Origin of the sequence: Plantactinospora sp. KLBMP9567 (genome assembly GCF_033446045.1) — a bacterium.
In the GTDB taxonomy this organism is placed as follows: domain Bacteria; phylum Actinomycetota; class Actinomycetes; order Mycobacteriales; family Micromonosporaceae; genus Plantactinospora.
In genome coordinates this window covers 414,947-435,264 of sequence record NZ_JAWQRR010000006.1, presented here as the reverse complement: position 1 = coordinate 435,264, position 20,318 = coordinate 414,947, and the positions used below count along the sequence as shown (strand labels likewise).

Below are 20,318 nucleotides of genomic sequence, written 5' to 3'. Positions count from 1 at the left end.
GGCTCAGCGGGCCGGGACCGCCAGCGGCTGCGCGGACGGCGCCACCGGAGCCGGGAGCTCGCTGGCCCCGCCCAGGTACCGGTGGATCGCGGCGGCGGCGGCCCGACCCTCGGCGATCGCCCAGACGATCAGCGAGGCGCCCCGGTGCATGTCACCGGCGACGAAGACGCCCGGCGTACCGGCCTGCCACTCGGGGTCGGCGTCGATCGCGCCGCGCCGGTTGCGTACCACGCCGAACTGGTCGAGCAGCGGCTGCTCCTCGGTGCCCTCGAAGCCGATCGCCAGCAGCACCAAATCGGCCGGCAACTCCCGCTCGCTGCCGGGCAGCACGGTCAGGACCCGCTGGCCGTCCCGCTTCTCGACGGTCACCTCGGCGATCCGGACCGCGCGTACCTGGCCGGTGCCGTCGTCGACGAACTCCTGGACCGCGACCGCGAAGACCCGCTCGCCGCCCTCCTCGTGCGCCGGGTACTCGCGCAGGATCCACGGCCAGGTCGGCCACGGGTCGCGGGCCTCGTCGCGCTCTCGCGGCGGTCGCGGATACAGGTCGAGCTGGTGTACCCCGGCCGCGCCCTGCCGGTGCGCCACACCCAGGCAGTCGGCGGCGGTGTCGCCACCACCGATGATCACCACGTGCTTGCCGGCCGCGTCGATCGGCGCCGACTCCTCCCGGCCGTTGACCACCCTGTTCGCGGCGACAAGGTGCTCCATCGCCTGGTGCACGCCGCGCAGCGAGCGCCCCGGGGTCGCCGGAGTGTCCCGGCCGGCGAGCGCACCGCAGGCCAGCAGCACCGCGTCGTGCTCAGCCCGGAGCTGCTCGGCGGTGACGTCGACCCCGACGTTCACCCCGGTGCGGAACTGGACGCCCTCGGCGGCGAGCTGGGCCAGCCGCCGGTCGATGTGCCCCTTCTCCAGCTTGAAGTCGGGGATGCCGTAGCGGAGCAGGCCGCCGACCGCGTCGTCCCGCTCGTACACCGTCACCGCGTGCCCGGCCCGGACGAGCTGCTGCGCGGCGGCGAGTCCGGCCGGGCCGGAGCCGACCACCGCGACCGACCGGCCGGACGGTGCCGGCATCTGCTGCGGGGTCACCAGGTCCAGGTCGAATGCCCGGTTGACGATCTCCACCTCGACCTGCTTGATGGTGACCGGCGCACCGCCGCTGATCCCGAGTACGCAGGCCGCCTCGCAGGGCGCCGGGCAGAGCCGCCCGGTGAACTCCGGGAAGTTGTTGGTGGCGTGCAGCGACTCGATCGCGGTCGCCCAGTTGCCGGTCCGGACCAGGTCGTTCCAGTCCGGGATGCGGTTGCCCAGCGGGCAGCCGTCGTGGCAGAACGGGATGCCGCAGTCCATGCACCGGGTGGCCTGGTCGCGGATCAGGCCCTCGTCGGCGGAGGGGTAGACCTCGCGCCAGTCGGAAATCCGCACCGGCACCGGGCGGCGGGCCGGCAGCTTCCGGTCGTGCTTGAGGAATCCACTCGGGTCAGGCACGAGCCACCTCCTGGGACGGGCGCGAACCGGGGGCGACCGGTCGGGCCGGGGACGCGGGCGGGGCCGGCACGGCCGGCGGTGTGCTGGCGGCGGGCTGGGCCGGTACGCCCGGGGCCGCGAGTCCGCTCATCACCGCCTCGTCCACGTCCCGGCCCTCGGCCCGGGCAACCCGCATGATCTCCATGACCCGCTTGTAGTCCCGGGGCACCACCGCGGTGAACTCCCGCACCGCCTCCGGCCAGCGCTTGAGCAGTCCCTCCGCCACCGACGAGTCGGTCTCGGCGAAGTGCCGCTGCACCAGGTCGTAGAGGGTGACCCGCTCGTCGTCGGTGAGCGGGGCCAGGTCGACCAGTTCGGGGTTGACCCGGCGCCGGTCCAGTTGCCAGACGAACGCCGTACCGCCGGACATGCCGGCGGCGAAGTTCCGCCCGGTGCTGCCGAGCACCACCACGATGCCGCCGGTCATGTACTCGCAGCCGTGGTCACCCACCCCCTCGACCACGGCCACCGCGCCGGAGTTGCGCACCGCGAACCGCTCGCCGACCCGGCCGCGCAGGAACAGCTCGCCGCCGGTGGCGCCGTACAGGATGGTGTTGCCGGCGATGATCTGGTCCTCGGCCCGGCCGTTGGGGCCGGGTGGCGCGTCCAGGCCGCCGGCGAACGGTGCCGCCGGATCGGGCCGGACCACGATCCGCCCGCCGGAGAGTCCCTTGCCGACGTAGTCGTTGGCGTCGCCAGTCAGCCGCAGCGTCACGCCGCTGGGCAGGAAAGCACCGAACGACTGCCCGGCGGTGCCGGTGAGGTCGAACTCGATGGTGTCGGCGGGCAGCCCGGCCCCGCCGAACCGCCGGGTGACCGCACCGCCGAGCATCGCACCGACGCTACGGTGCTCGTTGCGGACCGCGACCGACGCCCGCACCCGGGGTGCCTGCGCGAAGTCCCGCGCCTCGGCGTTGGCCGCCTCCGCCCGGGACCCCGCGTGCACGAAGTCCCGCGCCTCGGCGTTGGCCGCCTCCGCCCGGGACCCCGCGTGCACGAAGTCCCGCGCCTCGGCGTTGGCCGCCTCCGCCCGGAGCTCCGCGTTGGCCAGCGCCGGTTCGGCGAGGGCGAGCAGTTCGTTGTCGAGCGACTTGTCCAGCCCGTGGTCCTGGGCCCGTACGCCGCGCCGGGCCGCGCCGGCCGGCAGCTCCGGTACGTGCAGCACCGGCCGCAGGTCGAGCCCGTGCGCCTTCCAGTGGTCCAGGGCGGGGGCGAAGTCGAGCAGCTCGGTCGCGCCGATCGCCTCCTCCAGCGATCGGAAGCCCAGCTCGGCGAGGTAGCCCCGGACCTCCTCGGCGAGGAAGAGGAAGAAGTTCTCCACGAACTCGGGGCGGCCGGTGTAGCGCTCCCGCAGCACCGGGTTCTGGGTGGCGATGCCGACCGGGCAGGTGTCCAGGTGGCAGACCCGCATCATCACGCAGCCGGCGACGATCAGCGGGGCGGTGGCGAAGCCGTACTCCTCGGCACCGAGCAGCGCGGCGACGACGATGTCCCGGCCGGTCTTGAGCTGGCCGTCGACCTGCACGGTGACCCGGTCGCGGAGCTTGTTGAGCAACAGTGTCTGCTGCGCCTCGGCCAGGCCCAGCTCCCACGGGGTGCCGGCGTGCTTGAGCGAGTTGAGCGGGGAGGCGCCGGTGCCGCCGTCGTGCCCGGAGATCAGGATGACGTCGGCCTTCAGCTTGGCGACCCCGGCCGCGACCGTGCCGACCCCGACCTCGCTGACCAGCTTGACGTGCACCCGGGCGGCCGGGTTCACGCTCTTCAGGTCGTGCACGAGCTGGGCCAGGTCCTCGATCGAGTAGATGTCGTGGTGCGGCGGCGGGGAGATCAGTCCGACGCCCGGCGTGGCGTGCCGGGTGCGGGCGATCCACGGCCAGACCTTGTTGCCGGGGAGCTGCCCGCCCTCGCCGGGCTTGGCGCCCTGGGCCATCTTGATCTGGATGTCGTCGGCGTTGACCAGGTATTCGCTGGTCACCCCGAACCGGCCGCTGGCGACCTGCTTGACGGCCGAGCGCCGGGTCGGGTCGTAGAGCCGGTCGACGTCCTCGCCGCCCTCGCCGGTGTTGGACTTGCCGCCGAGCCGGTTCATCGCGACCGCGAGGGTCTCGTGCGCCTCGGCCGAGATCGACCCGTACGACATGGCGCCGGTGGCGAACCGCTTGACGATCTCGCTGGCCGGCTCCACCTCTTCCAGCGGTACCGGCTCGCGTACCCCGGTGCGGAGCCGGAACAGCCCGCGCAGTGAGCCGGCCTGCTCGGCCAGCCCGTCGACCTTGGCGGTGTACTCGCGGAAGACGTCGTACTGCCGGCTGCGGGTGGCGTGCTGGAGCAGGAAGACCGTCTCGGGGTTGAACAGGTGCAGTTCACCCTCGCGGCGCCACTGGTATTCGCCGCCGACCTCCAGCGGCCGGTGGGTGTGCTGACCGGCGTTCACGGCGTACGCCCGGGCGTGCCGGGCGGCGACCTCGGCGTGGATCTCGGCCAGCCCGACCCCGCCGATCTTGCCCGGCGTGCCGGCGAAATAGCGCTGGAGCAGCCGGTTGTCCAGGCCGACCGCCTCGAAGACCTGGGCACCGCAGTACGACGAGACCGTCGAGATGCCCATCTTCGACATGATCTTGAGTACGCCCTTGCCGAGCGCCTTCACGTAGTTGCGGACCGCCGACGCCGGCTCGACTCCGGTCAGGGCACCCGTGTTGATCAGGTCCTCGACCGACTCGAAGGCCAGGTAGGGGTTGACCGCCGCCGCGCCGTACCCGATCAGCAGCGCGGTGTGGTGCACCTCGCGGCAGTCGCCGGACTCCACGATCAGCGCCGCCTGGGTACGGGTCTGCTCCCGCACCAGGTGCTGGTGCACGGCGGCGGTGAGCAGCAGCGACGGGATCGGCGCCAGGTCGGCGGTGGAGTCCCGGTCGGAGAGGACCAGGATGCGTACCCCGTCCTCGATCGCCTCCGAGACGTGCCGGCAGATCTCGGTCAGCCGCGCCTTCAACCCGGCCGCGCCGTCCCGGACCCGGTACAGCCCGGAGACCCGGACCGCCTTGAAGCCGGGCAGGTCGCCGTCCTCGTCGATGGAGAGGATCTTGGCCAGCTCGTCGTTGTCGATCACCGGGTAGGGGAGCACGACCTGCCGGCAGCTCGCCGGGTTCGGGTCCAGCAGGTTTCCCTCCGGCCCGATGGTCGCCTGGAGGCTGGTCACCAGTTCCTCCCGGATGGCGTCCAGCGGCGGGTTGGTGACCTGGGCGAAGAGCTGGTGGAAGTAGTCGTAGAGCAGCCGGGGCCGGGTCGACAGCGGCGAGATCGGGGTGTCGGTGCCCATCGAGCCGACCGGCTCGGCACCGGCCCGGGCCATCGGCCCGAGCAGGATCTTCAGCTCCTCCTCGGTGTAGCCGAAGGTCTGCTGCCGGCGGCGTACCGAGTGGTGGGCGTAGACGATGTGCTTGCGCGGCGGCAGGTCGGCCAGGTCGATCAGGCCGGCGTGCAGCCAGTCGTCGTACGGGTGCTCGGAGGCCAGCGCCGACTTGATCTCGTCGTCCAGCACGATCCGGCCGGCGGCGGTGTCGACCAGGAACATCCGGCCCGGCTGGAGCCGCCCCTTGGCGACCACGGTCGCCGGGTCGAGGTCGAGCACCCCCGCCTCGCTGCCCAGCACCACCAGGCCGCCGGAGGTGAGCCACCACCGGCCCGGCCGCAGCCCGTTGCGGTCCAGCACCGCGCCGACCAGCGAACCGTCGGTGAAGGCGACCGAGGCCGGGCCGTCCCAGGGCTCCATCAGGCTGGCGTGGAAGCGATAGAAGGCCCGCTTGGCCGCAGGCATGTCCGGGTCGTTCTCCCAGGCCTCCGGGATCATCATCAGCACCGCGTGCGGCAGGCTCCGGCCGGCCAGGTGCAGCAGTTCGAGTACCTCGTCGAAGTTGGCCGAGTCGGAGGCGGCCGGGGTACAGATCGGGAAGAGCCGCCGGATGTTCCCCGGGATGTTCGGGCTGCGCAGCAGCGCCTCCCGGGCCTGCATCCAGTTCTTGTTGCCCCGGATCGTGTTGATCTCGCCGTTGTGCGCGATGAACCGGTAGGGGTGGGCCAGCGGCCAGGACGGGAAGGTGTTGGTGGAGAACCGGGAGTGCACCAGGGCGATCGCGCTGGCCATCCGGGGGTCGGTCAGGTCCGGGAAGAACTCCGGGAGCTGGTCCGGGGTGAGCATGCCCTTGTAGACCATGGTCCGGGCCGACAGCGACGGGAAGTACGCCGGCACGCCCCGCTCGGCGGTCTCCCGCTCGGCCTGCTTGCGGACGCAGAACGCGACCCGGTCCAGGTCGATCCCGGTCAGCGGGGTGCCGGCCCGGCCGGCCGGGGAGTCGGTCAGCCGGTGCGCGGCCAGGAAGACCTGCCGGATCACCGGCCGGGCCGCCAGCGCGCTCTCGCCGAGGTCGCCCGGGCGGACGGGTACGTCCCGCCAGCCGAGGATGTCCGCCCCCTCGACCAGGGCGTACTTCTCCAGCACGGTCCTGGCGAGGGCCTCGTCGGCCGGGTCGGTGGGCAGGAAGACCAGGCCGGTGGCGTACTGCCCGGCCGGCGGGAGCGGGAAGTCGACGACCGCCCGGAGGAACTCGTCCGGCACCTGGAGCATGATCCCGGCACCGTCGCCGGTGTTCTGTTCGGCACCCCGGGCACCCCGATGGTCCAGTCGGCAGAGCGCGGCGAGGCCCTTGGCGACGACGTCGTGCGAGCGGCGGCCGTGCAGGTCGGCGACGAAGGCCACCCCGCAGGCGTCCCGCTCCGTGGCCGGGTCGTAGAGCCCCTGGGGCTCCGGCGTCCGGGCCGTCCGGCCGGCGTGCTCCGGGACCCGGCCGGGGCCGGTCGACGCGGAGTCGGCACCCGCCGACGAGGAGAGGTGCGGTTCCTGGGGGTACGGAAAGGCCACCGGGGCTCCTGTCGTCACTCACGTTCAATCATTAGGTCGGGACGACGTCGGCCCTGCTGGGTCTCTCGAGTCTACGGTAGGGGCCGGCGGGGTCTACCAGTTCGGCCGATCACAGGCAGCGGAATTGATCACATACCCCGGGTCCCGTACGTGTACGCTCCCCCGGTGGCATCTGTACGAGACGAGCCGTTTGACCGGTTGGAACGCTTTTACGATGCGGTGCCGCGTGACGGGGCACACACGGAGAATTTCGGCGGGCTGGTGCTGTTCGTCCGCAACGGGGCGGGATGGCCATTCTACGCCCGACCCAGGTTGGGCGCCACGGAGCCGCCGTCGGCCGCCGACGTGACAGCGGTCCGCCAGCGCCAGCGCGACCTCGGGCTGCCCGAGACCTTCGAGTGGGTACACGAGAACCACCCGGACCTGCTCGCGGTGGCCCGGTCGGCGGGGCTGGCGGTGCTGGAGGCGCCGCTGATGGTGCTCGATCCGGCCGCCCTGCCTCCGCCCGAGAACCTCGCGGCGGCGCGGGTGCGGATCCTGGACCCGGCGGCGCCGACGTTCGCCGCCGACGTGGCGGCCCGGCGCGCGGTCGCGGCGGTCGGCTTCGCCGCACCGGGCACCGAGGTCGGCGTGGCCGGCCCGGCAGCCCGGGACACCGCCCTGGTCGAGTTGCCGGTGGACTCGCTGGACGAGGAGCGCACCCGCACCGCCGCCGGCCGCCGGATCTCCGCCGTGGTCGAACTGCCCGGGCAGGGCCCGGTGGCAAGCGGCATGGCGCTGCGGGTCGACGACGTCGCCGAGATCGCCGGCATCGCCACCCTGCCCACGGCCCGCCGCCGGGGTCTCGGTGCCGCGGTCACCGCCGCGCTCGCCCGCCGACTGCTCGACGACGGCACGAACCTGGTCTTCCTCTCCGCCGGCAGCGAGGAGATCGCCCGGGTCTACCTGCGGGTCGGGTTCCGCCGGATCGGCACGGCCTGCATCGCCGAGCCCGCCCCGGTGGGCTGAGTCGACGGGAGCCTGAACTTCCGGGGGAGGCAGGGGTAGACGCCTGGGGGAGGCGGTGGCCGGGGACGGTTGAGGATTGCTCAAGACATCCTCAAGATCATTGCATCGCCGCACGTCGGGGATCATGATGACCCGCAGTGCTGTCCCCCCGACTCCTCCCCCTCGGAGTTCACATGCGGTTAAGAAAACCGACGGTAGTCGTACTGTCTACATTGCTCGCGGCCACCCTCGGCACCGTCACCGCCCCCTCGGCGGCGCTCGGCCAGCCGGCCTCGGCGGTGCCCGGCACCACGGCCGCGGAGCCCAACCAGGTCACCGGACTCACCGTCACCCAGGCCGACGGCTACGCCACGGTCGCCTGGACGCCGGTCCCCGGTGCCACCGACTACCAGATCGAGCGCACCCCGGTCGACGCTTCCGGGGTGGCCACCGGCCCGGCGGTGGTGGTCGGCGTCTGGCGGCCGAACCGTCAGATCAACAACGAGTCGCCGACCTTCGCCGACGCCGGCTTCGACCCCGGCCTGCGGTTCCAGTGGCGGGTACGGGCCCGGATCGGCACCGCCGAGCAGCCGTACTCGGCACCGGTCACCGGTACCACCCGGCAGCCGTGGGGCGACCCGGCCGTCCCCGGTGAGAACCTGCGTACCCAGTGGGAAACCACCAAGGCCGCGCAGTACACCAGCGACGTCAACGAGTACGCCTACACCGCCGAGATCGACCGCCTCAGCGACCGGGTCCGGGTGGTGGAGCTCGGCCGTACCGTGCTGAACCGGCCGATCAACATGCTGATGATCGGTTACCCGGCCCCGCCGGCCACCCCGGCGGCGGTCGCCGCGACCTCGCCGCTGGCGATCAACTGCAACGTGCACGGCAACGAGCCCGGTGACCGGGAAGCCTGCCTGGTGCTGGCCCGCAAGCTGGCGTTCGGCTCCGATGCCAAGACGATCGACCTGCTCACGCACACCACCGTGCTGATCGTGCCGACCATCAACGGTGACGGCCGGGCCGCCAACACCCGGGGCAACTCGACCGGGCAGGACCTCAACCGCGACTACTCGCTGATCCGCCAGCCGGAGACCGCGGCGTACGTGAGGATGCTCCGCGACTACCGGCCGGTGGCCGGCTACGACGGGCACGAGTACGGCAACTCGCAGGCCGGTGACCTGCCGATGCTGCCGCCACGGCACCAGAACGTGGCCAAGCAGATCTTCGACGAGTCGCTGGACATGATCGAGGGTCACATGTACGTCGAGGGCGCCAAGGACGGCTGGTGGGCCTGCCCGTACGGCTGCCAGGGCGGCAGCGGCGTGGGGCTGAGCGAGGAGACCATCCTGCGCAACACCCTCGGGCTGAAGAACACCGTCAACTCGCTGCTGGAGCTGCGCAGCTCCGGCGGGCAGACCCGGCCGGACGAGGGCAACTCGGCGAACAACCGGCGCCGCAAGACGTACTCGGCGCTCTGGACGTTCAGCCAGTTCCTCGACTACCACCGGGCCAAGCTGCCGGAGATCAAGAAGGCCCGCGGCGAGGCCATCGAGTTCCAGGCCAGCAACACCGGCCGGCTCGTCTTCCGGGGCTCCCGGCCGATCCCGCCGCACCCGGCACCGCACCCGGGCGAGGCCGGCCCTCGGGACGACCTGCCGGTGCCGGAGATGATCCTCGACAACGCGCCGTGCGCGTACAAGCTCACCGAGGAGCAGTACAACGGTGCGCGTACCGACGGTCCCGGCGGGGTCGGCGCCACGGTGGCGCAGCGGATCGCCGCGCACGGCTGGAAGGTCGTCAAGGGCACCGACGGGTACTACGTGCCGCTGGCCCAGCCGGAGCGGGGCCTGATCCCGCTGCTGCTGGACGCGCAGGGGGCCGAGGAGTGGGTCGGCGGCACCCGGGTCTACCCGACCCGTACCGGCCGGCACAACGGGCCGCTGACCATCTCCGGCTTCGCCTGCCTGTCGGACGCCACGGTGAACGGCCCGGTCACCGTCCGGCCCGGCGCCATCCTGATCGCCACCGGTACGACGATCAGCGGCCCGGTCAGCGTGGCCGGCGCCACCGGCGTCTTCCTGGCGGACAGCACCGTCCGCGGCCCGGTGTCGGTCTCCGGCACCACCGGCGCGGTCTCGCTGGTCGACAACACGATCTCCGGCCCGGTCTCGGTGGCGGTGAACAACACCGGCAGCGACCCGGCCCTGATCGCCGGCAACTCGGTGAGCGGTCCGCTGAGCTGTGCGGTCAACAGCCCGGCACCGACCAACATCGAGGTCGCCAACTCGGTGAACGGGCCGAAGTCGGGCCAGTGCGCCTCGCTGTGACCGGCGCGGCACACCGCTGAACCCCGCACCATCCGCCGTACCGGTGGGTCGGGCCGCCGACGCCCGACCCACCGGTACGGCACCCGTCCGTCAGTGAACCTTTTCCACCTCCTTGCGATCCGTGGTGTCCGCAGGTGTAAGTCGGGGCGCACGCGCCACGCTGTCCAGGTTGAAAGAGTTCAGTCGTGGAGGTTGTCGTGACCGAGCCGTTCATCCCGCCGTCCCCGGCCGACGATTCCGCCGGGCGGCGACCGGCCGGCCGTACCCGGATCGGCCGTACCCAATTCCGGGCCGCGCTGGCGCTGGCCACCACCGCGCTGCTGGCCGGCGCGGTCGCCGGCTGCACCGACGACGGTCCCGACGGGCGGGACGCGGCGGCCGGTTCCGGCGGGGCGGCCGGCTCCGGGGTGACCGGACCGCTCTGCGACGCGCTCCCCTCCGGCACGGACCCGGGCAACCCGGCCGGGCTGGCCGGCCAGCCCGGCGACGTGGCGTTGCAGTGGATCCCCGTGCTGACCCGGTTCGAGGCCGCGGTGCGCGCCGCCGACCTCTCGGCCGAGCTGCGCGCCCCGGGCGGGGTGACCATCCTGGCCCCGACCGACGACGCCTTCGCGAAGAAGTTCTCCGAGGACAACCTCGACGACCTGATGATCCACCGCAAGGACGAACTGCGCGACCTGGTCCGGGCCCACCTGGTGGCCGGCGCGCACCCGCTGGCGGACCTGGTCGCCGACGGCTCGCTACGCACCCTCGACGGCAGCACGGTGCCGGTCGGCGCGGCCGGGCCGATGGCCCGGATCGGCGAGCACGTGCAGAGCGTCTGTGCCGACTACCAGGTCGCGGGCGGCCGGATCCACATCGTCAACGGCGTGCTCGGCAAGCTGCCGACCACCTACGACCCCAACGCCGGCTCCGGCCACTGAACCGACTCACCCTGGACGGCCCTCCTTCGACCGGGCACCGCCGGCCAGCACGGCGTCCAGCGGCGCCTCCCGGCCGTACCGGTGCGCCAGGGCGAAACCGCCGCTGCCGGTGACCCTGGGCTGGCGTACCGGAGCCTCCAACTGGGCCCGCAGGGCCCGCTCCGTCGCCTCGGTGTCCGCCCGTTCGCAGGCCGGCACCGGAGCGCCGATCTCCTCCCGGATCCGGTCGGCCGCGCCGAGCAGCCGGGCCCCGCGTACCGGGTCGCCGTCCTGCCGGGCCACCTCGGCGAGCGCCTCCAGCACACTGGCGGTACGCCAGCGGTCGCCGACCTGGCGGTGCGCGGCCAGGCTGAGCCGGAGGTGGCGGGCGGCCCGCCGGGTACGCCCACCGCGCAGCTCGACCAGGCCGCGCAGGTTGTGCGCCCAGCCGACCCCCTCCGGGAAGCCGATCGCGGAGTACCGCTTCAGCGCCACGTCCAGCAGCGACGACGCCCGGTCGATGTCGCCCCGGTACAACGCGACCGCACCGAGGTTCATCAGCGCGCTCGCCGCCGCCAGCGCGTCGCCCAGCCGCTCGTGCCGGCGCAGGCTCGCCCGCAGCCGCGAGTCGGCCCGGTCCAGGTCACCGGCGAGCCAGGCGGTGAAGCCGCGCAGCTCGGTGGTCTGCGCCTCGCCCCACTCGTCGTCGCAGTCGGCGAAGATGGCGCCGGCGGTGGCCAGGTGAACGGCGGACTCGGTGTACCGGGCCTGCTCCCGGGCCACCGAACCGAGGATCTGCTCCACCTGCGCCTCGGCGCGGCGGTTCCCGGTGCTCCGGCAGGCGGCCCGGGCCAGCTCCGCGTGCCGGATCGCCGCCGGGTAGTCGCAGGCCAGCATCGCCAGCATGGCCGCACCGATCCCGGCCCGGGACCGCAGTGCGGCCGGGGCGTCCGGGTGCCGGGCCAGCGCCGTCGACAGCCAGCCGTGGCCCTCCCGGTAGTTCCCCTCCAGCCGGCAGTACATGGCGAGCGCGGCGGCCAGCCGCAGGTCGCCGTGGGCGGGCCCGCCGGCGCCGGCCTCGGCCAGCCAGGTCATCGCGGACCGCAGGTTGGGCTCCTCGGCGCGCAGCCGGGCCAGCCACCGGTCCCGGGCGGCACCGCGCTGCCGGGCGTCGGCCCGCTCGGCCAAGTTCAGGCAGTACGTCGCGAGCGCCTGCCGGGCAGCCACCTCGGCACCGGAGCCGGCCAGCCGGGCCAGCGCGTGCCGGCGGACCGGCTCCAGCATCCGGTAGCGGGTCCGGCCGCCCTCGCCCGGGCCGGGCAACCCGGCGCCGCTGCTCGGATCGGCCGGCTCCGACGGGCCGAACGACTCGGCTCGACCGGTCGGCCCGGGCGGGCCGGCCAGATCCACCGGCTCGGCCGACGCGCCCAGCCCCGCCAGCTCGGGCGACCCAGCCGGAACCACCGGCTCGGCCGGGCCGGTCGACAGGGGTTCCACCAGGGACGCCTCGACCAGGGCGGCCAGGGCGGCCGGTGCGGACGGGCCGCCGATCGACCGGGCCGCCTCGGCGTCGAACCCGGCCGCACAGATCGAGAGCCGGTCGAACAGCCGGCAAGCGTCGGCGTCCAGCAGGGCCAGGCTGGACTCCACCGCGGCGGCGACACTCCGGTGCCGGTCCGGTGGCCTCGGGTCCGGGCTGCGCAGCAGCCGTACATCGGTACGCAGTCGCTCGATGATCTCCTGGACCGTCAGCATCGGGGTACGCGCCGCAGCGAGTTCGATCGCCAGCGGCAACCCGTCCAGATCGGCACAGAGCCGCACGACCGCGTCGGCACTGGCCTCGGGGAGCGGCCGGCCGGCGAACTCCCGGGCCCGTTCGAGGAAGAGCCGGGTGGCCGGATGTGCGGCCAGTGCCGCAAGGCTGAGCCCGGTGCCCGCCTCGGGCACGGCGAGCGCCGGCACCCGGATCCGCGCCTCGGCGGGCAGCCGCAACGGGACCCGGCTGGTCGCCAGCACCCGCAGTCCCGGGCAGCGGGACAGCAGCCGTTCCACCAGCTCCGCGCAGCCGGTGACCAGGTGTTCGCAGTTGTCCAGCACCAGCAGCGCCCGGACCGGACCCAGGTCGGCGGCGAGCGCCTCGACGATGTCCCGCCCCACGTCCGGTACGCCGAGCGCGGCGGCCACCGCCTGCGGTACCCGTACCGGGCTCTCCACGGCGGTCAGGTCGACGAACCAGACCGGCCGGTCGGTACGGCTCCCCGCCGCCGCGACCGCCAGCCGGGTCTTGCCGGCTCCGCCCGTTCCGGTGAGCGTGACCAGGCGGTGCCGGTCCAGCCGTTCGGCGACGACGGCGAGCAGGTCGTCCCGGCCGAGCAGGGCGGTGAGCGGGACCGGCAGCCGGGCGGCCGGACGCGCTCGGGACGCCGGCGGGACGGCGGTGACGTCGGTCGTCGGCGCCGGACGGTGCCCGGTGGCCCAGTCCTCGGGCAGCTCACCGACGCGCACCGCCGCCGCGAGTACGCACACCCGGCCGGCCGGCTCGACGCCCAACTGCTCTCCGAAGACCTCCCGGGCCCGCTGGTGCACGTCGGCGGCGGCCCGGCGCCCCTGGCCCAGGTACGCGGCGACGAGCAGCAGCTCCCACAGCCGTGCCCGCAGCGGATGGGCCGCCACCGCCGAGGTCAGCTCGGCGACCGCCGCCCCGGCCACCCGCGCGGCCGTCGCCCCGGCGGCCACCACCGCCCGGTCGGCGACCGGGCCACCGGCAGCGGCGTGCGCCGCCACGGCGAGCCGCAGCGCGCACGCCCAGCGATCCTCGAAGGCGTCGATCCTGGCCTGCCGCAGCCGCCCCAGCTCGACGGCGGCCCAACCGGACGGGCAGAGCCGGTAGGGATCGCCGGCGTCGGCGCCGGGCTCCATCCGCCGCCCGGCGGACCGGCCCGGCAGCGGCTCGGGCCAGACGGCCAGGGCGGCCCGGAACAGCCGGACGGCGGCCCGCAGCTCTCCGGCAGCCATCCGGCGCCGGGCCCGGTCCAGCAGTCGGCTGAACCGGCTCGCGTCGATCCGGCCGCTCGGCATCCGGAGCAGGTATCCGGTGGGTCGGATCTCCAGCGCGCCCGGTGATCCGCAGCCGGCCAGCGCGGCCGCCAGCAGGGTCGCCGCCCGGTCCAGGGGACGGGCGCCGGCCCGGGACAGCGCGTCCCGACCGGCGAGTGCGGCCAGCAACTCGGCGTCCGGGACGGGCTCGTTCGGCCGCAGCGCCAGCAGTCCGAGGAGCGGGCCGGCGCCGTCCGGCAACGCCACCGGTCCCCGGGGCCCGACCAGGCGGACCCGCCCGAGCAGCCGTACCTCGCCCGGGGTGGCCTGCCGCCGCTCCGTACTCGCCTGTTGATCAGGCACGCTGTGCCGCAACTGGGAGCCCTCACCTTCGCTCCCGGGTAGTGTGCGCGACGCGACGGCGTGCGGGGCATCCTCCCGATCGGTCGGTTGGCCGACGAACCGGAGGGTCCGGCGCGACCCGCTCGGGCAGCGGCCCGGTTCGATTCGGATACCGGCCGATCGACCGGGCCCGGACCCGACGACCGAAGATCTGTCCATGGTCAGCCGGTGGCCGATCCCCGGACGATCACCGAACCAGTTTCAACCCGGACAGCGCGGCGGGTGCGCCCCGACCCCCGCCTGCGGTCAGCACGGACCGCAGGCGGGGCTGACGAGGTTCACTCCGGCGGCCGCCACTGGGCTGCCACGCTCGCCGCGCTGCCGAGCAGCCGGGGCGAGATGGTGCCGAGGGCAGCGTCCCGGGCGCGCAGCGCCAGCCGCCCCCGGGCCTGCAACACCGCCGACATCCGCCGGGTCTGCCGGACCACCGTCACGGTCCGGGGACGGCGCAGCCGGTTGTACGACTCGATTGCCTCGCGCAGCGGCGCACCGGGAATCGCCTCCCGGACCAGCGAGCGCAGCGTCGCGGCGTCCTCCAGGGCCAGGCAGGCGCCCTGACCCAGGTGGTGCGGCATGGCGTGCGCGGAATCGCCGATCAGCACCACCCCACCGGTGCCGGCCGGGAAGCCGTACGCGCGGGGCAGCGGGCGCAGCTCGCGTACCTCCTGCTGGACCAGGTCCTCCGGCTCGGTGGCGGCGAGCAGGTCGCCGATCGGCGCCGGCCAGTTCGCGAACCAGCGCCGGAGCAGGGCGAGCTGGGTGGCCGGTGACTCGGGGCGGGACGCACCGGCCGCCGTCGCCACCCAGTAGATCCCGCCCCGGGTGGAGCCGCCGGAGTCGCCGCGATCGCCCAGCGAGGCCGCGACGAACCGGTAACCTGCGCCGAGCGTCTCGCCGTCCACCGGCCGGTCGGCCGGAAGCTGCGGCGCCCGGTACCACGGGATGACCGCCCGCCACGCCGCGCAGCCGGAGCTGACCACGGTGGCCTCCGGCGCGAGCCGTCGGCGTACCGTGCTGTCGATGCCGTCGGCGGCGACGACGAGGTCGGCCTCGTAGCTGCCACGCCCGTCACCGACCGCCGGCCGGTCGCCGTCGCCGATCCGGACGGTCCGGACCTCGACGCCGGTCCGGATCTCCACCCGGTCGCCGAGGCCGGCGACCAGCGCGTCGTGCAGGTCCTCCCGGTGTACGACGACCGGCGCGCGTTCGCCGAGCCCGGGGCGGGGCTGCACCAGCCAGTGCCCGTCGGGGCGCCGGACGCCGACGTCGGGCAGCGGGGTCGCGATGGCGGCCAGCCCCTCGCCGAGGCCGAGTGCGCGCAGCGCGCGTACCCCGTTGGGCCAGAGCACCAGCGCAGTGCGCTCGGCGCGTACCCGGTCGCCCTGCTCCAGCAGGGTCACCTGCCACCCGGAGCGGGCCAGCGCGCCAGCGGTCGCCAGCCCGCCGATCCCGGCGCCCACCACCACGGCCGTACGCATCGGGCCGGCTCCCTCGCCGCTCAACGGTCCCGGTCGGCGGTCCCCGGCGCGGCCCCGGCGTCGGCGGGCTCGCCGTCCCGGGCGTCGGCCGACTCTGCGGCGGCGGCCGGCTCCCCGGCAGCTTCGGACGACCCGGCCGGAGCCTCCGGCCGGGTCTCGTCGTCATCGGCGTCATCGGCGTCATCGGCGTCATCGGCGTCATCGGCGTCATCGGCGTGCTCGCCGTCGGAGTCGCCGTGCTCGGCCGAGGCCGGTTCGGCCGGCGGGGCTTCGCCGGTCTCCTGGAAGCGCTGGTATTCCTCCTCGGTCACCACCCGGTACGCGGTGGGCGCACCGACCGCGGCCGGCTCCCGGGAGACGTCGACCTGGGACACGTCGCTGGTGGCGGCATCGCCCGCGGCCAGCGGGGCGGGCGTGCCACCGACCGGCACCAGGAACTCCTGCGGACCCCGGACCCGGACGAAGTAGACCAGCGCGCCGAGGAAGACCAGGACCGCGGTCCAGACGTTCAGCCGCGCCCCGAGGATCTCGGTCGCCGGATCGGTGCGCATCATCTCGATCCAGAACCGTCCGGCGGTGTAGCCCATCACGTAGAGCGCGAACGCCCGCCCCCGGCCGAGCTTGAATCGCCGGTCGAGGAAGAAGACCAGGCCGGCGACGCCGACGTTCCAGAGCGCCTCGTAGAGGAAGGTCGGGTGGAAGAGCCCGGGTTCGAGGACCGGGTTGCCGCTGTCGTCGCGGAGCGCGTGCCCGGGGTTGGTCGGGTCCATCCGGTGGATCTCCAGGCCCCACGGCCGGGTGGTCGGCCCGCCGTACAGCTCGTTGTTGAACCAGTTGCCGATCCGGCCGATGGCCTGGGCCAGCGGCAGGCCCGGGGCGAGCGCGTCGGCCACCACGGTCAGCGGCAGGCCGAGCTGCCGCACGGCGAGCCAGGCACCGACGGCGCCGCCCGCGACGGCGCCCCAGACGCCGAGCCCGCCCTCCCAGATGTAGAGGGCCCTGACCGGGTCACCGCCCTCGCCGAAGTAGGACCCGGGTGAGGTGATCACGTGGTAGATCCGGGCGCCGACGATGCCGAACGGCACCGCCCAGACGGCGATGTCCAGCACCGCCCAGGGGGCGACGCCACGGCGGCGCAGTCGCAGCTCGGTCACCACGCAGGCGACCACGATTCCGAGCACGATGCAGAGTGCGTACGCCCGGATCGGCACCGGCCCGAGCTGCCACACGGCGGTGGCGGGACTCGGCAGGGCCGCCTGAGGAGAGAGCGAGGCGAGGGTCACGGGTGCACAGGCTACCGTCGCGACCCCTGCCAGCGGCACCCCGGTCCGGTTCTCGACTGCGGGCGATTCCCGCCTGTTTCGTCCCGTTACCTGCGTTGAGCTGGCCAGTCGTCCCTTTTCGCCAGCGGCACGAGCAGCGTAACGCGCTCGCCGACGCCGTGGCGTGGACCGCGAAGAGCCTGCCTGCGCGCGACCGGCCCGGAGCGCCGGGCCCCGGTCACCGTCGAACGGTGCGGACGCCCTCGGCGAGTTCGGCGCTGAGCGTGCCGAGCGCGGCCAGCCCGGCCGCCTCGTCGGAGGCGTCCAGCACGCAACGGACCAGGGCGCTGCCCACGATGACGCCGTCGGCGTACCGGCCGACCTCGGCCGCCTGTGCGCCGGTGCCGACGCCGAGGCCCACCCCGACCGGCAGCCCGCTGATCGCCCGGACCCGGCCGACCAGGGTCGGTGCGGCCTCCGAGGTCTTCTCCCGGGCGCCGGTCACCCCCATCAGGGCGGTGGCGTAGACGAAGCCCCGGCAGTGCTCGACGGTCATCCCCAGCCGCCGGTCGGTGGAGGAGGGCGCGACCAGGAACGTCCGGTCCAGCCCGTACGCGTCGGAGGCGGCCAGCCACTCGCCGGCCTCCTCCGGGATCAAATCCGGAGTGATCAGGCCGGTGCCGCCGGCGGCGGCGAGGTCCCGGGCGAAGGCGTCGACGCCGTAGCGCTCGATCGGGTTCCAGTAGGTCATCGTGACCACCGGAGCTCCGGTCGCGGCCACCGCCTCGATGATCCGCAGCGCGTCCCGGGTGCGTACGCCGCCGGCCAGGGCGATGTCGCTGGCTCGCTGGATGACCGGCCCGTCCATCACCGGGTCGGAGTACGGGATCTCCACCTCGATCACGTCGACCCCGGCGTCGACCATGGCGCGCATCGCCGCGATGCTGCCGTCCACGGTCGGAAAGCCGGCCGGCATGCAGCCGACCAGCAGCGCCCGCCCCTCGGCCCGGGCCTTCTCGAACGCGACCCCGATGCTCCGCTCGGACGTGGTGGCCATTCCGCTCACCTCCGGTCCCCGTCGAGGATGCCGAAGTACTCCCCGGCGGTGTGCACGTCCTTGTCCCCCCGGCCGGAGAGGTTGACCACGATGGTGGGCTCGCGACCGAGTTCGGCGGTGAGTTCAGGGATGATCTTCAGCGTGCCGGCGAGCGCGTGCGCGCTCTCGATCGCCGGGATGATCCCCTCGGTCCGGCAGAGCAACTGGAACGCGTCCATCGCCTCCGCGTCGGTGACCGGCGCGTACCGGGCCCGCCCGGCGTCGTTGAGCCAGGCGTGCTCGGGCCCGACCCCGGGATAGTCCAGCCCGGCCGAGATCGAGTGCGACTCGACCGTCTGCCCGTCGTCGTCCTGGAGCACATAGGTGCGGGTGCCGTGCAGCACTCCGGAGGAGCCGCCGGTGATGCTCGCCGCGTGCCGCCCGGTCTCCACGCCGTCGCCACCGGCCTCGAAGCCGTACAGCCGGACGTCGGCGTCCGGCACGAAGGCATGGAAGATGCCGAGCGCGTTGGAACCGCCGCCGACGCAGGCGGTCACCGCGTCCGGCAGCGTGCCGGTCAGCTCCAGGCACTGCTGCCGGGCCTCCACCCCGATGCCCCGGACGAACTCCCGGACCATCGCCGGGAACGGGTGCGGGCCGGCGGCGGTGCCGATCAGGTAGTGCGTCCGGTCGACATTTGCCACCCAGTCCCGCATGGCCTCGTTCATCGCGTCCTTGAGGGTGCGCGAACCGGTGGTCACCGGGACGACGGTGGCGCCGAGCATCCGCATCCGGGCGACGTTGAGTGCCTGCCGCCGGGTGTCCACCTCACCCATGTAGACCACGCACTCCAGATCGAGGTACGCGGCCGCGGTCGCGCTGGCCACCCCGTGCTGGCCGGCACCCGTCTCGGCGATCACCCGGGGCTTGCCCATCCGCTTGGTCAGCAGCGCCTGGCCGAGCACGTTGCGCACCTTGTGCGCGCCGGTGTGGTTGAGGTCCTCCCGCTTGAGCAGCACCCGCGCCCCGACCCGGGCGGAGAGCCGCTCGGCCCGGTAGAGCAGGGACGGGATGTTGGCGTACTCACGCAGCAGCCGGGTGAACTCGGCGGTGAACGACTCGTCGGCCAGCGCCTCCCGGTAGGCCGTGTCGAGTTCGTCGAGCGCGGCGACCAGCGCCTCGGGGACGAACCGGCCGCCGTACGGGCCGAAGTGCCCGCCGAGGTCGGGCAGGGCCGCCCCGCCGGTCGGCAAGGTCGGGGCGCTCATGTCGGCACTCCGCTACGCTCCGTGCCGCCATGAGGCACACCCACACCGCACCGCCCCATTCGCTCGCTCCGCTCACTCATGCCGGCACTCCGCTACGCTCCGTGCCGCCATGAGGCACACCCACACCGCACCACCCATTCGCTCGCTCCGCTCACTCATCGGACCGGCCGGGGCGTCGCGGGGTGGTTGCCGGCGTTGACCAGCTCGGCCACCGCCTCGCGGGGACTCTTCTGGGTGACCAGCCCCTCGCCGACCAGTACGGCGTCGGCGCCGGCCGAGGCGTACCGGATCAGGTCGTGCGGGCCGCGTACCCCGGACTCGGCGATCTTGACGACCTTGTTCGGCAGGCCGGGGGCGATCCGTTCGAAGACCGACCGGTCGACCTCCAGGGTGCGCAGGTTGCGGGCGTTCACCCCGATCACCCGGGCACCGGCCTCCATGGCGCGGTCCGCCTCCTCCTCGTCGTGCACCTCGACCAGCGCGGTCATGCCCAGCGACTCGATCCGCTCCAGGAGGCCGACCAGGACGTTCTGCTCCAGCGCGGCGACGATCAGCAGCACCAGGTCGGCGCCGTGCGCCCGGGCCTCGTGCACCTGGTAGCTGGAGACGACGAAGTCCTTGCGGAGCACGGGAATGTCCACCGCGCTCCGGACCGCCGCCAGGTCCTCCAGCGACCCGCCGAACCACCGCCCCTCGGTGAGTACGCTGATGCAGCGCGCCCCACCGGCGGCGTAGTCACCGGCCAGGTCGGCCGGGTCGGCGATCTCGGCGAGCTGCCCCTTGGACGGCGAGGAGCGCTTCACCTCGGCGATCACCCCGACGCCCGGACGGCGCAGTGCCGCGTACGCGTCCCGGGGTGGCGTGGCCGCCCCCGCCAGTTGCTTGATCTGCTCCAGCGGCACCTCCTCCTGCCGCCGTGCGACGTCCTCACGGACTCCGGCGAGGATCTCGTCGAGCACGTTGGCGGACGTGGCCGATCCGGCTTCGTCTCCCGCCGTGTGCGGATGCTCAGCAGTCACCAACGGACTCCCCTCTCCGGGTGTCATGGGCCGATGCTAGGCGCCGCCACCGGGCGGACGCCCTCGGGGGTATGGCGTGCTTCACGAGATGGGCTGGGGCATAATGGCCGACCCTGTGAGCGGAGTATCACGCTGCGCCATCAAGCGCGC

11 protein-coding genes are annotated in these 20,318 nt (G+C 74.0%); 3 read left to right on the top strand and 8 right to left on the bottom strand.

All coding sequences use genetic code 11. From position 1 onward, the window contains the following. Nucleotides 1-3 precede the first annotated feature (3 nt). Both R6Y94_RS04740 and gltB read right to left on the bottom strand, forming a co-directional pair. Nucleotides 4-1,488, bottom strand: coding sequence for a glutamate synthase subunit beta (locus R6Y94_RS04740; protein ID WP_318394494.1), 1,485 nt, complete (start codon nt 1,486-1,488; stop codon nt 4-6). Further along, the gene (gene gltB, locus R6Y94_RS04735) at nt 1,481-6,445 is read right to left on the bottom strand and encodes a glutamate synthase large subunit (RefSeq protein WP_318394493.1); all 4,965 of its coding nucleotides are present in this window, start codon (nt 6,443-6,445) and stop codon (nt 1,481-1,483) included. Before gltB ends, R6Y94_RS04740 begins: the two co-directional genes overlap by 8 nt. A gap of 165 nt (nt 6,446-6,610) precedes the next feature. On the opposite strand from gltB, the gene R6Y94_RS04730 reads away from it, so the two are divergent. From R6Y94_RS04730 to R6Y94_RS04720, 3 genes are all read left to right on the top strand, one after another. Continuing rightward, a complete protein-coding gene (locus R6Y94_RS04730) occupies nt 6,611-7,453 on the top strand; it encodes a GNAT family N-acetyltransferase (protein ID WP_318394492.1) in 843 nt (280 codons plus the stop codon). Nucleotides 7,454-7,626: 173 nt separating this feature from the next. Beyond that, complete coding sequence (locus R6Y94_RS04725) at nt 7,627-9,765, top strand: M14 family zinc carboxypeptidase (protein WP_318394491.1); 2,139 nt, start codon at nt 7,627-7,629, stop codon at nt 9,763-9,765. Nucleotides 9,766-9,950: 185 nt separating this feature from the next. Then, a complete protein-coding gene (locus R6Y94_RS04720) occupies nt 9,951-10,688 on the top strand; it encodes a fasciclin domain-containing protein (RefSeq protein ID WP_318394490.1) in 738 nt (245 codons plus the stop codon). Nucleotides 10,689-10,694: 6 nt separating this feature from the next. On the opposite strand, the gene R6Y94_RS04715 is transcribed toward R6Y94_RS04720, so the two are convergent. From R6Y94_RS04715 to trpC, 6 genes are all read right to left on the bottom strand, one after another. Further along, a complete protein-coding gene (locus tag R6Y94_RS04715; protein ID WP_318394489.1) occupies nt 10,695-14,066 on the bottom strand; it encodes an AfsR/SARP family transcriptional regulator in 3,372 nt (1,123 codons plus the stop codon). 317 nt (nt 14,067-14,383) lie between these two features. Next, entirely contained in the window at nt 14,384-15,583 is a 1,200-nt protein-coding gene (locus tag R6Y94_RS04710) for an NAD(P)/FAD-dependent oxidoreductase (protein WP_318394488.1), read from the bottom strand. A 20-nt stretch (nt 15,584-15,603) separates the two neighbouring features. Then, nucleotides 15,604-16,866, bottom strand: a complete 1,263-nt coding sequence (gene lgt / locus R6Y94_RS04705) for a prolipoprotein diacylglyceryl transferase (RefSeq protein WP_318394487.1) — start codon at nt 16,864-16,866, stop codon at nt 15,604-15,606. A gap of 217 nt (nt 16,867-17,083) precedes the next feature. Continuing rightward, nucleotides 17,084-17,902 (bottom strand): tryptophan synthase subunit alpha, encoded by an 819-nt coding sequence (gene trpA / locus R6Y94_RS04700; protein ID WP_318394486.1) that lies wholly within the window; start codon nt 17,900-17,902, stop codon nt 17,084-17,086. A 5-nt stretch (nt 17,903-17,907) separates the two neighbouring features. Continuing rightward, the gene (trpB, locus tag R6Y94_RS04695; protein WP_318394485.1) at nt 17,908-19,149 is read right to left on the bottom strand and encodes a tryptophan synthase subunit beta; all 1,242 of its coding nucleotides are present in this window, start codon (nt 19,147-19,149) and stop codon (nt 17,908-17,910) included. 155 nt (nt 19,150-19,304) lie between these two features. After that, entirely contained in the window at nt 19,305-20,108 is an 804-nt protein-coding gene (gene trpC / locus R6Y94_RS04690; RefSeq protein ID WP_318394619.1) for an indole-3-glycerol phosphate synthase TrpC, read from the bottom strand. Nucleotides 20,109-20,318 lie beyond the last annotated feature (210 nt).

Bases quoted from the DNA above. Each gene is read 5' to 3' on its own strand.
- trpA (WP_318394486.1), bottom strand. From the start codon at position 17,902: ATGGCCACCACGTCCGAGCGGAGCATCGGGGTCGCGTTCGAGAAGGCC.
- trpB (WP_318394485.1), bottom strand. From the start codon at position 19,149: ATGAGCGCCCCGACCTTGCCGACCGGCGGGGCGGCCCTGCCCGACCTC.
- R6Y94_RS04710 (WP_318394488.1), bottom strand. From the start codon at position 15,583: ATGCGTACGGCCGTGGTGGTGGGCGCCGGGATCGGCGGGCTGGCGACC.
- R6Y94_RS04725 (WP_318394491.1), top strand. From the start codon at position 7,627: ATGCGGTTAAGAAAACCGACGGTAGTCGTACTGTCTACATTGCTCGCG.